10 protein-coding genes are annotated in these 13,746 nt (G+C 35.7%); 3 read left to right on the top strand and 7 right to left on the bottom strand.

What is annotated here, in order from left to right:
* Window positions 1-25: 25 nt before the first annotated feature.
* Window positions 26-3,115 (top strand): efflux RND transporter permease subunit, encoded by a 3,090-nt coding sequence (locus ABH966_RS06865; protein ID WP_370076995.1) that lies wholly within the window; start codon window positions 26-28, stop codon window positions 3,113-3,115.
* Window positions 3,116-3,627: 512 nt separating this feature from the next.
* Window positions 3,628-4,188, top strand: a complete 561-nt coding sequence (locus ABH966_RS06860) for a GNAT family N-acetyltransferase (protein WP_370076993.1) — start codon at window positions 3,628-3,630, stop codon at window positions 4,186-4,188.
* Between the two features lie 29 nt (window positions 4,189-4,217).
* Here ABH966_RS06860 and ABH966_RS06855 read toward each other — a convergent pair whose 3' ends face one another.
* The 4 genes from ABH966_RS06855 to ABH966_RS06840 form a co-directional block, all read right to left on the bottom strand.
* Window positions 4,218-5,213 (bottom strand): S66 family peptidase, encoded by a 996-nt coding sequence (locus ABH966_RS06855; RefSeq protein ID WP_370076991.1) that lies wholly within the window; start codon window positions 5,211-5,213, stop codon window positions 4,218-4,220.
* A gap of 18 nt (window positions 5,214-5,231) precedes the next feature.
* Window positions 5,232-5,729, bottom strand: a complete 498-nt coding sequence (locus ABH966_RS06850; RefSeq protein ID WP_370076989.1) for a GNAT family N-acetyltransferase — start codon at window positions 5,727-5,729, stop codon at window positions 5,232-5,234.
* A 65-nt stretch (window positions 5,730-5,794) separates the two neighbouring features.
* Window positions 5,795-6,760: a S66 family peptidase gene (locus ABH966_RS06845; protein WP_370076987.1), complete on the bottom strand. Its 966-nt coding sequence runs from the start codon at window positions 6,758-6,760 to the stop codon at window positions 5,795-5,797.
* A 37-nt stretch (window positions 6,761-6,797) separates the two neighbouring features.
* Complete coding sequence (locus ABH966_RS06840) at window positions 6,798-7,583, bottom strand: alpha/beta fold hydrolase (protein ID WP_370076985.1); 786 nt, start codon at window positions 7,581-7,583, stop codon at window positions 6,798-6,800.
* A gap of 240 nt (window positions 7,584-7,823) precedes the next feature.
* On the opposite strand from ABH966_RS06840, the gene ABH966_RS06835 reads away from it, so the two are divergent.
* Entirely contained in the window at window positions 7,824-8,054 is a 231-nt protein-coding gene (locus tag ABH966_RS06835) for a hypothetical protein (protein ID WP_370076983.1), read from the top strand.
* Between the two features lie 124 nt (window positions 8,055-8,178).
* On the opposite strand, the gene mprF is transcribed toward ABH966_RS06835, so the two are convergent.
* The 3 genes from mprF to ABH966_RS06820 all read right to left on the bottom strand — a co-directional run bounded on the left by mprF (window position 8,179) and on the right by ABH966_RS06820 (window position 13,350).
* Complete coding sequence (gene mprF, locus ABH966_RS06830; RefSeq protein ID WP_370076981.1) at window positions 8,179-10,701, bottom strand: bifunctional lysylphosphatidylglycerol flippase/synthetase MprF; 2,523 nt, start codon at window positions 10,699-10,701, stop codon at window positions 8,179-8,181.
* A gap of 342 nt (window positions 10,702-11,043) precedes the next feature.
* Entirely contained in the window at window positions 11,044-11,748 is a 705-nt protein-coding gene (locus ABH966_RS06825; RefSeq protein WP_370076979.1) for a response regulator, read from the bottom strand.
* The gene (locus tag ABH966_RS06820; protein ID WP_370076977.1) at window positions 11,749-13,350 is read right to left on the bottom strand and encodes an ATP-binding protein; all 1,602 of its coding nucleotides are present in this window, start codon (window positions 13,348-13,350) and stop codon (window positions 11,749-11,751) included.
* Window positions 13,351-13,746 lie beyond the last annotated feature (396 nt).

Here is a 13,746-nt window from a genome sequence, read left to right as displayed (position 1 = left end):
TAGTCAATAAAGGGTAGGTGTGAAGGTGAAAGGTTTAGTTAATTTCGTATTGAAAAACAAATTGGCAGTGTGGTTATTAACAATTATCATCACTGTCTCTGGTATTTATTCAGGTACAAAAATGAAAATGGAGTCCATACCTGACATTTCTATACCATATTTAATTGTAATGGGTGTTTATCCTGGTGCAACACCTGAACAGGTTATGAATGAGCTTTCCATGCCATTTGAAAAGTCAATAGAAAGCTTAGAAGATGTAAAGGCTGTTTACTCAAATTCCTCTTCAAACGTAGCTCAAGTTCAAGTTGAATACGACTACGGCATTGATATGGATGAGAAAAAGCGCCAATTAGAGTCCGCTTTAGAAGGTATAAAAATACCTGAAGGTGCTCAAAAACCGACAGTTATGGCAATTAGCATGAATATGATGCCTGTTGTCGCTTTATCAGTTAGTAGCTCTAAGGAAGATATTGTTGAATTAACGTCAACAGTAGAAGACATTCTACTTCCAAAAATCGAAAAAATTGATGGCGTTGCTTCAGCAACTATCAATGGTCAGCACATTAATGAAATATCATTTAAATATGATAAAGCAAAAATGGCTGCTCTCGGCTTAACAGAGGATTCTGTCAAGCAAATGATTCAAGCAAGTGATATGTCACTATCACTTGGTTTATATCAATTTACCGTTGGCGAACAAGCCGTATCAGTAGACGGTAAAGTACAATCTATCGATCAGTTAAAAGAATTATTGATCCCAGTCACACCTTCAGCTACAAATCCTTCACCATTCGTTCGCTTAGGCGATATTGCAACGATTGAAGTCGAAGGTAAAGTACAATCTGTATCACGTACAAATGGCAAAGATGCGATTGCGATTCAAATCGTTAAAGCTCAAGATGCAAATACGGTAAAAGTCGTAAATGCAGTGAAAGATTTAATGAAAGACGAAGAAAAATCATTAGCCGGCTTAAAAGTGGATATCTCACTTGACCAAGGTAAACCAATTGAAGATTCAGTCTTCACAATGATTGAAAAAGCAGTATTCGGTGGTGCCATTGCCGTATTAATTATTTTACTATTTTTACGTGATTTCAAATCAACAATTATTTCGATTATTTCTATCCCAGTTTCAGTATTCATGGCATTACTACTATTAAACTGGATGGATATCACATTAAACATTATGACTCTCGGTGCCATTACCGTGGCGATAGGTCGTGTTATCGATGACTCCATTGTAGTTGTTGAAAATATTTATCGACGTATCCATTTAAAAGGAGAAAAACTAACAGGTCGTGCTCTTATTCGTGAAGCGACAATTGAAATGTTCAAACCAATCCTTTCTTCTACATTAGTAACTGTGGCCGTATTCGCCCCACTAATGTTTGTAGGCGGTATGGTTGGTGAATTATTCATGCCGTTTGCGTTAACAATGTCATTTGCGCTAGGTGCTTCATTACTAGTGGCGATTACAATAGTTCCAGCTTTATCTCACTTCCTATTCCGCAAAAAAATATACGGTGAGAAAAAAGAAAGTCAACATAAAGAAGTTGGAAAGCTAGCTCTTTGGTATAAAGGTGTACTAAAAAAAGCATTAAACCATAAAATCATTACATCAGTTATAGCGATTGTATTGCTTGTTGGTTCTCTTGCTTTAACACCACTTATCGGCTTCAGCTTCATGGGCTCTCAAGAAGATAAGGTTATGTACTTAACGTATACTCCTGGTACAGGCGAGCTAATGAAAGATACAGAAGCAAATGTTGCAAAAGTAGAAAAAGAATTAATGAAACGTAAAGACGTTAATATTTTACAAGTTTCGATCAATGACCCTAAACATGTTGATCCTTCAGCAATGATGATGGGTGGCGGTGCTGGTGGTGCCTTAATGTACCTCATCTTCGATCCAGATATGAAGGACTTCCCTGAAGCACGTCAAGAAGTAGAAGACTATGTAACGAACATCGATCAATCAGGAGAATGGAAATCTCAAAACTTCTCATCAATGTCGGGGTCTTCAAATGAAGTAAGTTACACATTATACAGTGAAGATCTAGATAAGCTTCGCAAAGCAGTGAAACAAGTGGAAGGCGCATTAAAAGAAGTTGATGGTTTAGAAGAAATTAAGTCTGATACTGAAGATCCATTTGTTGAAAATACCTTAAAAGTAGATCAAAAGAATGTTCTACAATATGGTTTAACTACTGCTCAAATTGTAATGGCTTTAAATCAAAATACATCATCAGAAGTTCTAACTAAAGTTCAGTATGATGGTGAAGATATTGATGTTATTGTACAACATGAAGAAAAAGCTGCAGCCAAATCTCTTGATGATGTATTAGCTACTAAAATCCAAACAGCTTTAGGCACAACAATGACAATCGGTGAGTTAGTAAAAGTAGAAGAAGGCACTACATTAAACACATTGTCTCGCTCAAAAGGTGAATATTTCGCAAAAGTTTCTGGTACGATTATCGGTGACGATATTTCAAAAGCAACTACAGCTGCTGATAAGAATATCGATAAATTAGATTTACCTAAAGGTGTAACGACTGGCGTTGGAGGCGTTGCTGCAGACATGCAAGAAACGTTCACACAGCTTGGAATTGCTATGTTAGCTGCGATCGCGATTGTTTACTTCATCCTAGTAGTAACATTCGGTGAAGGTTTAGCACCATTTGCTATTCTGTTCTCACTACCATTCGCAGTAATTGGTGCATTTGTCGGCTTGTACGTTACAAATCAAACCATTTCTGTTTCTGTTATGATGGGACTATTAATGTTAATAGGTATCGTTGTAACAAATGCCATCGTATTAGTAGATCGCATTATTCATATGGAACGTGACGGACTTGCTATGCGCGAGGCCATTTTAGAGGCAGGTGCAACTCGTTTACGTCCAATCCTAATGACAGCCATCGCAACAATTGGTGCGATGATTCCAATGGCACTTGGTAATGGTGGCAGTGGTCTAATTTCAAAAGACCTAGCGATTACCGTAATTGGTGGTTTACTATCTTCAACATTATTAACATTAGTAGTTGTACCAATCGTGTATGAAATGCTATCTAAAATGTTAAAGAAAAACCGAAAAGACGTTAAAGATAATTAATAAATACTTGTAAAAAAGGGCTCTCCATTGTAGGAGGCCCTTTTTTCTATGTTTTGAAGAAATACTATTGTCTATGACTCATTAGCATAAAGTGAGGTTGATTTCCGTTACGGTTGATCGGTTTCCTGAGGGCGTCGTGGCAACAGGTGTTTTTTGCGCGAAAGCGTAGCGGCAGCGGCAGATGGTTTTTGCGCGAAAGCGTAGCGGCAGCGGCAGATGGTTTTTGCGCGAAAGCGTAGCGGCAGCGGCAGATGGTTTTTGCGCGAAAGCGTAGCGTTGACGTAGCGTCAGCAATATGGCGGGTATTTGCTTTCCTTCCGCGAGTATTTGCCCTCCTTCCGCGGGTATTCTCTAGCTTCGCGCAAATCATCATATTATAAGTAAAGCTGTTGCATTAGATTACAGACTACTAAACGAGTTCATCCCCTTTCAATCTCAAATAAACAGCCTAACGAAAATTTACAAATCTTGTTATAATTAAATACACTCAAACGCTTTTAAGGGGGAGTTTTATGAGCGACAACATTTTTAAACAAGCAGTACCTGTTTTAAAGACAGAAAGATTAACATTAAGACCAATTACACTGAATGATGTAGAAGCCATGTTTCTTTATGCTTCCAGTGAACATGTAGCTCGTTATGTGACATGGGACGCACATAAAAGTTTAGATGAAACGAAGGATTTTATTGCATTGATTTTATCTGGTTACCAACAAGGTCAACACTTTTTTTGGGGCATCGAATATGAGCAAAAATTGATTGGCACCATTGACTTCGTGTCGATTAACACGACACATAAATTTGCGGAGGTTGGTTATGTTCTTTCTGAAGCTTATTGGAATAAAGGGATAACGACTGAAGCGGCAAAAAAACTAATCGACTTTGGCTTTAACGAGTTAGGATTAGTGCGAATTCAAGCGCGATGCTTTGAAGAAAATATTGGATCTCAAAAAGTAATGGAGAAATCAGGGATGCATTTTGAGGGAGTTTTACGAAAATGTATGTTTGTTAAGGGCATTCATCAAAATGTTAATATGTATGCTATTACAGATGATGACTATGTTAAATCTTAAATGGACTAAGCCCTGCAAAAAAGCAGGGCTTACAACCATTTCTCAATACAATAGACTTTTTTGGCCGTTGCATCTAATCTCACTTGTTTTCCTATAGCAATTGGATGCATCGGATGCGTATGACATATATCAAATTCTGCCAATATCGGGATATCAATGCCGTCTAACTGTTCAAGCAGGATTTCATATGGTTTACGCCCAGTCCCTAAATCATCATAACGTTCATGCTTGCCTAAAATAATGCCACTTATTTTTTCAAATACACCATGCAATTTCAGCATTGCAAAATTCTTCTCAACGATAGCCGTATTTTTAGCGCAATCTTCTATTAATAAGATATCTCCAACATTAATTTTCGGGAAATAAGAAGTACCAATAAATCCATACATAGCATTTACATTGCCGCCGATTAATCTACCTTCAGCAACACCTTCTTGAACCGTCACCCATTCATTTTTATATAAATTTTTTTCCACCGTTTTTTCTAGCCAATTGACAGGTTCATCTGACCAGTATGTAGGCATTGGAATTTCATAAGGTGATACTTGTGATTTCAAGAAGTAGTTCTCGAAGAATTGATATGTATCATTGACTAATGGCTCAAATTCACCAAAGGAAGGAATTAATGCTGGTCCGTAATAAGTTGTAATTCCTGTTTTTGCGTAAAGTGCCAGTAAAATTGCTGTTGTATCAGAGTAACCAACGACGATTTTGGGATTGCTTCGAAAAGCCTCATAATCAATATATGGCAGCATACTATTTGAGTTTGTACCACCTATTGTCGACATGATAATGTGGACGTTTGGATCACGTAATAATTCATTCAATTCCTCTGCGCGCTCTTTAGGAGTACCTGAGCGATAAATATCAGCTTTACCCGTCAAACTACCTTCAATTAGATTAATATTTTTTTGTTCAAGAAAAGCTTTTGCACGCTTATATCGAGAAAGTGCATTGACGGATGCAGGGGAAGACGGTGAAAAAATACCGATATTAATACTTCTAGTGTTTCTTCTAGAATTCATATACATCCCCCTTTTTTATTACAATAATTTTGACATATGATATTCATCCATATATTCCCCATCAACATATAAGGAATGTCTTTTAGTCCCCTCAATTTCAAACCCCATTTTTTTATATAAAGCTATGGCTGCCATGTTATTCGCCATTACTGTTAGTTCCAAGCGATGCATGCTCTTTTCTTTTGCCCAATCGTCGAGGTGACTAAACAATGCAGTACCAATTTTCTGTCCCCTATATTCACTATGGATACCTACGACTATATAGGCTCGATGTGAAACACTGGATGGCATATGATTACCTTGAACTATTAAATAACCAACTACTATCTTTTCAATTTCAGCTATAAATAAAGCTGAATGGCTGTTATTGTTCATATTCTCGATAAATTTAGTAAACTGTTCAGTCTCTAACTTTCGTTCACCTGGCCTGAATAACATAAAATTAGACTCTTCCGCATTTTTGATGACAGCTATTACCTGTTCAGCATCTTTACCTATTGCCTCTCTTACTAACATCTTGATCGTACTCCCTTCTTTATCAATTAGCCTTCAGCGGATGTTTGGACTCCCGCTGAAAGAAGTTAAAATTTAGTGACATGTATCATCAAATCTTTCGTATTCATTTGAATTTCACCACCAATTGGAAACGTAAAGATTGGCTGTGTATGTCCAAAATCAACATCATATAGAACTGGTATTTTTCTTAAATTTGGATGCTTATCTAAAATAAAATGTAGTTGCTCCTCTGTCATATTAGAAGCTCTTTGAAAACGCCCTATCGCAATACCTTTAATATTACTAGTAGCTTGTAATATTGAGCTGAAGTCCCGAGCAAATATTTCTGGATAAACTAGTTTATCATCCTCTACAAATAAAATACTATTTGATAAATCTGGCATATACGGTGTCCCTTGCAACAAATTTAATGTACATAAATTCCCTCCGAATAATTGCCCACTTGCTTCTCCTGCGGAATATACTTTCCAACTAGCCGCTTCAAAATGACGATTATGTTGATCTAAATACCATGCATCATCACTCCAAACGCTTGATGCTTTAATAGTATATGGTGTATTACTCATCAAACATTTTTGAAAATATGATAGCTGATAGTCTTGTGCCTGTTCCATACGGAAGCTAGAAAAATGAGGACCCGAATACGTAATAAATTCACATTTTTTTGTAATAGCTGTTGCTAAAGCTGTGATATCACTGAAGCCACAAAATATTTTTGGATTATTTGCTATCATGTCGTAATCCAAATAAGGTAATACCTCATTACAGTTATAACCACCAACAACTGTTAATACAGCCTTTACATTCTCATCACGAAAGGCATCATGAATGTCAGCAACTCGATGCTCAATAGAAGTTGAATTTTGAAGATCACATTCAAAAATATGTTGACCAAAGGATACTTTAAAACCTAACTCTTCAAGATTTTTCTTTGTTTGTTCAGCGCCTTCTGCTGTTATGATTGCTGCGCTACGACTAGGTCCGATAATCCGTATCTCTTCACCTACTTTTAATTTATTCGGAATACGCAAGCTACTCCCTCCTCTGCTTTGTAGAAGTTAAAAAAATTTAATGCAAGATTGCCTTTCTAATCCGTGCAGCTATCTCATTTGGATTGGTGAGAGGCAAAAAATGATAGCTTTTGGGAATAATCTCAACTTGTGCATTCGGTTGTCTTTCTTGAAATCTATTTAACTTCTTATGTAACAAACTATCCGAATGTTCGTCTGCCAACAGTAATAACACCGACAAAGGAATTTCATTTTCTATACAGTAATTATTTTTTTCTACTGCTTTTGACAAATCATTTAAGGCATTTGCATCACTGTGATGGTAATAGACATTGTTTTTTTCAACAAAGTTATGAAGGAAATAATTATACGAATATTCTTTATTTTCTGCAGACAAGTTCCCCATGTTCCGTATTTCTTCATTTATAGCCTCTTGTAAATCTTCTAATCGTTCAATGATAGGTAATTGTATTTCTGCTTTATCATCAGGATGATATTCGCCTATAAAATAATATCCACCGTCTAACAATGTTAATGATTTAACCGAATCAGGATAGTTTGTATAAAAATTTTGAATGATCCATGCACCTATTGAATTTCCAAGAAAATGAGCTTTAGTAATTTTTAGATACTCCATAATTTCTTTTATCGTATTGTTATACGACTGAAATGAAAAATCATTATCTAGTTGACCATTATGCCCTGGTAAATCGATTGCTACAATATGGGCTTCTGGTAAGATGCTCGCTAATGCTGCGTACATTTCTTTACGTTCACCAAGCGCAGGTATCGCAATTATTACCTCTTTATTCTGAAATGCATTGTATTGTATATAATTTTTCACGATACTATACCTCCCCCTAATTCACTTACAGTTTGAGCTCCTCGTAAAGGTTCTATATACAAAAAATTTGGTCTGATCACCACTTACCTCAAAACTAAAATTTTCTCTATTATTACAAAGCTCCAATGGAAAATCAAATGCAAAATTACATTTTTTTCATATATTTTGTTTCATCGTGTAATGAAGCCCAGTAAATACTATTTGGAATACCGCATACCACATTCATAATGTTTCTAGGCGATGTTCGATACTTTATCAGCGATTCTAGCTTTTTTATCAGCGATGTTCGATGCTTTATCAGCGATTCCGGCTCTCTTATCAGCGATGTTCGATGCTTTATCAGCGATTCCGGCTCTTTTATCAGCGATGTTCGATGTTTTATCAGCGATTCCGGCTCTTTTATCAGCGATGTTCGATGCTTTATCAGCGATTCCGGCTTTTTATCAGCGATGTCCGCTGTTCTTCCAATGATAAAAAATCAATCAAAAAAGATGCATCGCAAAGTAATTTTGCAATGCATCTTTTTTTTATTGGCTGTGCGACCAATGCGTTTAATTATGCTGGCAGCACAGACTTTTTAAAATGATTCGGCTATCTATTTTCTCTTTTTGCCAATCAATAGCGTGACTTGTGCCATTGTAAATGGCAATGAAGATTTCTTTCGATAGGCTATATACTTTGGCTCCCAAAAATCTGCATATTTTAATTTAAAGTTTCTTAATCCTTTAAAATGATAGAAGTGCTGCCCATGTAAAAATATTTGTGCTGCAATTTTTTCACTTAAAAAGGAATACCTAGACTGCCCGACATTTGACAATGGCGACATCCCCATATTAAAAACACGGTAGCCTTCTGATTTTGCCCATTCAAAAAGCGATAGGAATATGAAATCCATCGTTCCAGATGGTGCTCCCGGCTTAAAACGCATGAGATCTACTGAGAGTCTTTCGCCATTATCGTACATGGGCATGAGACTAGCAAAGCCAATAACTCCTTCTGTACCACGTAAAACGGCAATGTTTGAAGTGTTTAAATAGTGTTCATTAAAAAAGCCAAGAGAAAAGCCTTTTTCTGACCTTCCCTGCAACCATTTCGTTGATACTTCTTGCATTTCATTCATTAATTCCTGTGAGTAAGGAGGGCTTACTATTTCAACTGTAAAATTTTCTCGTTCAAATTTATTTTTTACCGCTCGACGTCCCTTCATTCCCTTACCAGCAAGTGTAAACTTCTCCAAATCTACAAAAGCTTCTTCGCCAAGCTTAAAAAAACTATACCCATGCTCATGTAAAGAAGGGAAAATTTTATTGTTAATTTCATAAAAGACTGGTGTATAACCATGCTTATCTGCCAATTCTAAAAACTCTTGAATAGCTGATAAAAAATCAGATTCATCTCCTACTGGATCTCCCAGTACAACGATCTTATCGGCATATATTTGATAAGAAAATAAAACTGTACCTTGTTTATTCCAATGTACAAATTTGTCATGTAAAAAAATTAAATGTGAATACTCCGTCCCTTTATAGGTCATCAAATGATCTTTGATTCTCTCTTCTTGCTCACTTGATAAAAGCTTTTCCATTTTCTTAGGTGCACGGATAAAATAACCTATATAAAAAATAACAATTGCTATTAGGATACCAATTACTGCACTATAAAATAGGTCTCGGTAATCAGTAATGATGTATTCCTGCAGAGCGACTGGAATATGAATTTTGGAAGACGGTAAGTTCACATAACCAATCAATACATACATCGTTGTAATAATTGTCACTGCAGCAAGATCAATCAAAACGATGCCCCATGTCAAAACGTAACTTTCACGGTAAAATTGTTTTTTTGAGGCAATTAACAGCCCTGCGACAATCAGTAGAAAAATAGCTTCTTCATAGTCCAAGCCTTTAAAAATTGAAAATAGTGCAGAACTACTTAGCACAATGAGGCAAAGCTGATATGCCCTTTTTACTTTATATTTAATCCCTCTACATAGACCTAAGAGAATAAAGCCAGCTGCAACAGTCATTTGATGAGAGACATGCATAATCGGCGAAGATAAAAATTCCTGAGCTATTTTTAGTCGACTTAAAATCCCTGGAACTGAAGCCGATAGCAATAATACAATGCCAGAGAGAAATACCATTATCGTTAATAGCATGTGGCTAAGTTTCTGAAAAACGACATTTGGCAAGTCATCCCATGATTGATTCCAACGTTCCCAATATTCTTTTACAAACAAAAGAGAAGAAACTAAAAACGGAAGCACAAAGTAGCCAACCCGGTACAAAATTAATAGAAAAAGCACTTTTTCATCAGCGATTCCTAAACTTTGAGTCCCCCATAAAAAAACAAGGTCAAAAGAGCCCACTCCGCCAGGGATCATACTAACAATACCCGCGCAGGAAGCAATTAAAAATATGGGGATTAAATTGGAGAATTCTATTGGGATCTTCAATATAAAAGTTAATATCCAGATAACTAAAAAGACTGCAACCCATTCAGTTACGGAAGTACCTATCAATTGAAGAGAGATCTTCGGCTTTATAGAACCTGCTTTTTTATTGCGAATGAAAAGCATAGCAATAAAAATCGGAACATATAAGCTGACAAGAATAACTGCTATCTTTAACCATCGTACTTCTTTTAGCAATGGGAAGTCCCAAAAGAATATATACATAATCCAAGCTAACAGCGAAATCCCTGTTAAATAAAAGAGTGTTACGGAGGCAATGCTTTTTAACAAGTCTTCCTTATCCTCTTTATATTTCGAATAGAAATAGTTACGCAGAAAAACACCAACTAAACCACCAAAGCCTATAAGATTGGAGAAGGTGTTCACAATAAATGAATGATTCAGCAAAAGACGATTGTTTATTTTGATTCCTAATATTTTCACTAAAATTACATCATAAAAAATCATCGGTGTAATGGCACAGAAGGTGATAAAAAGAATAAATAAGAGCTCCCATATCTGCAGTTCATTCACTTCTTTCCGAAGTAAATGAACATCTATCCCACTTATCGTTTGTAGAATTTCATAAATTGCTATTGCTAAAAGCGCTATTGGAAATAGAATTTTCAAAAATTTAAATAGCGACTCTTTTCGAACGTTGAACATGTGTATTAAACCTACTCCCCATTAGCTTTCTAAAATCAAGTATATCTTTAATTTCCATAAAAAATCCTCCGAAGAATAACATACCATTATTGTAACGGATTCTCTGCTATATGTATCGCTAAAGTAAGTTTGCCTCTCGGGATAAAGCATATTTTATTCAACTATTGACTCTATTTGCTGCATAATGTATTCATCAATAAACAAATTTCCCTAAACACCTTCTTCTTCCCAAAATCTAATCCATATTGGTGAGAAAGCGAATGATGCTTCGAATATCCCCTTAATTTCTATAGTTTCCCTATAAAAGATGTATTAAACAGCTCTATAAGACACTCATTCGGATTAAATATAATATCGATGGATAGGACGTCCCACACTTCCATATTGTATATCCACCTTTAATAAATTTTGTTTTTCTAAAAAATCCAGGTAACGTCGAGCTGTTACACGAGCTGCTCCAATATACGTTGACACTTCTTCCGCTGATACGGCTCCGTCACTCTCTTGAATGTAGGCAAGCACCTTGTCTAATGTTGCTCGATTAAAACCCTTTGGTAGCTCGTCAATTATTATCGTCTCAGTGATCGGAGGAACAACTATTTGTTCAGAAATACGTTGCTGCATTAGATGATCTACATCATGCTGTGTTAGATCTTGCATACCACTTATTTTCTTTCTATAACCTTGATAATTCTTTAAAGTCTGTTCAATTCGTTCAAACGTAAAAGGTTTCATAATATAATCATAGACACCTAGGTGTAATATTCTCTGCACAGTAGGCATATCATTCGCAGCAGTTACGGCAATAACATCAACTGGAATATGTTCTTCACGAATTTTTCCTAGCGTAATAATACCATCCTGCTCTGGCATAAAAATATCCATAAAGACAAGGTCAGGGTTTAATTGTTTAATCTTCTCTATCCCTTCTATCCCATTACCAGCATAGCCTATCAATGAAAATCCTGTGATTTGCTCAATAAATTGCCTGTTCACTTCTCGTACCATTGGATCATCTTCAATTAATAACACATTTATTACATCCATCTACTCTTCCCCTAACTCAAATAAGATTAAGAAACTTGTCCCTTTCATAAATTCACTCACTACCTCAATATCGCCATTACCTTTTCTTACGATTTCATGTATTAAATGCAAGCCGATACCGCGATTCTCACTTGCCTTTGTAGAAAATCCATTTTCAAACATACGAACTTGAACCTCTTCAGACATCCCAATTCCATTATCAGAAACAGCAATTGCTAGCACACCGTCATGCTCATCTACAGAAATCGCTACATATTTATCATCCTTCGAAAGAACATTTAGCGCTTCAAAGGCATTTTCAATTAAATTTCCTAACAAGACGACAAAATCGTGGTGATCTAATAATGGGGGAAAGCTTTTAAAATGACTTTTTCGATCGATTTCTACTTGTATGCCTAATTCCTTGCCATAACTAACTTTACTAAGCAATAATCCTGAAATATTTTCATTATGAAAGCGTTCATTCAAAAACTTCGTTAAAGAAGCTTCATTTTCAGTAGTAGCTGTAACGTATTCAAGTGCTTGCTTTGTATGTCCCAATTGTAGAAGTCCTGCAATAGTATGAAGCTTATTTTTATGCTCATGTGTTTGTACACGCAGTGCTTGCACAAAAGCTTTAACACCTGTTACCTCTTCCGCAAGCTTTTTCACGGCTGTTAAATCTTTAAACATAGCAACTGCTCCCACTAACTCACCATTTACAATAATCGGGACACGATTACTCAAAATACTATGATGATTGATGTAGAGCTCTTGATCGTATACCGGCGTTGCCGTTTCAACAATTTCAGGCAATCGTGTGTCAGGCAAAACATCATAAATCTTTTCCCCGATACAATCCTCTATCTTTCTAGCAACTCCTAATATATCAGCTGCTTTTTCATTAAAAATTGTAATATTCATTCCTTTATCGACTGCTATAATGCCTTCATGCATAGCATTGAACGTTTCTGTTCGTTCCACATACATCTTGGCAATCTCATGAGGCTCAAGCCCAAACATTTGCTTTTTAATATGTCGGCCCAGTGTATATGCCCCCCAAATACTAAAAACAAGCGATATAAGAATAGTAATAAAAATTTCATGCTCATAATTTTGCAACATTTCTATAAAAGTTGGCAGTGAATACCCTACAACGACAATGCCTACTTGTTCTTTTTTGTCATCAATAATAGGGACAAAAGCTCGAATCATTACACCCGCTTCCCCTTGCGCCTTCGATATATAATAATGCTCACTAAAGGAAGCATTTAAATCCTGTGATTCACTACGCTTCCCTATTTCTTTACTAACTGGGTGAGATAGTTTAATACGATCCATATTCATTACAACAATATACTCCGCTTTATTAACAACACGAATTCCATCTACAATTTTATTGACATTTTTCGCAGCTTCTTTAATATTGTCATTTTTCAAATGCATACTGATTTCTGGCACATTTGATACAGTCCGCGCTACGAGCATAGCACGCTGACCAAACTCCTTTTCTTGCTCAGTTAAGAGGTTTCCAAGTACAAAAATGCCACCAAGTAAAAAGGAGAATGCAATGATTAAAAATGTCACTAGCAGGATTTTGCCGTTTACAGGCATTTTTATCATTTAATATTCCTTCCTTTCCAAATCTCTGCATTTCACTATTAAAGAAGTTTAATGGGATGATTTTACTCATGCTCAGAATGTAACTTCTATCAATGATATGCTTTTAAGATTATCTTCAAAAAAATCTTTTGACAACACTTTTAGTTGACATAAGTAGGAGAAAGTCATGAACTTAATGAACAATATTACAAAAAATTGACATAAAACTAAATTTTCTTTCATTAATTATTTTTGTATTATAACAATAGTAAATTATTTGCAGAGTATCATAACAGCTTGAGTTATTGAAAACACTACGTTTTATTTAAAATATGGATGAATGTACTTAATGAACGATATGTTTCTTATTTTCTAAATCTCTTTTTTCTAAAAAGATTCGCTATGATAATTCTAGTG

The sequence above is a fragment of the Lysinibacillus sp. RC46 genome (assembly GCF_041262385.1).
GTDB lineage: Bacteria > Bacillota > Bacilli > Bacillales_A > Planococcaceae > Lysinibacillus.
This window is presented reverse-complemented; position numbering and strand designations above follow the sequence as displayed.

Coding starts and splice junctions, on each gene's coding strand:
- ABH966_RS06860 (WP_370076993.1), top strand. CDS start 3,628: ATGAGCGACAACATTTTTAAACAAGCAGTACCTGTTTTAAAGACAGAA.
- ABH966_RS06855 (WP_370076991.1), bottom strand. CDS start 5,213: ATGAATTCTAGAAGAAACACTAGAAGTATTAATATCGGTATTTTTTCA.
- ABH966_RS06850 (WP_370076989.1), bottom strand. CDS start 5,729: ATGTTAGTAAGAGAGGCAATAGGTAAAGATGCTGAACAGGTAATAGCT.
- ABH966_RS06835 (WP_370076983.1), top strand. CDS start 7,824: ATGTTCGATACTTTATCAGCGATTCTAGCTTTTTTATCAGCGATGTTC.
- mprF (WP_370076981.1), bottom strand. CDS start 10,701: ATGTTCAACGTTCGAAAAGAGTCGCTATTTAAATTTTTGAAAATTCTA.
- ABH966_RS06825 (WP_370076979.1), bottom strand. CDS start 11,748: ATGGATGTAATAAATGTGTTATTAATTGAAGATGATCCAATGGTACGA.
- ABH966_RS06820 (WP_370076977.1), bottom strand. CDS start 13,350: ATGATAAAAATGCCTGTAAACGGCAAAATCCTGCTAGTGACATTTTTA.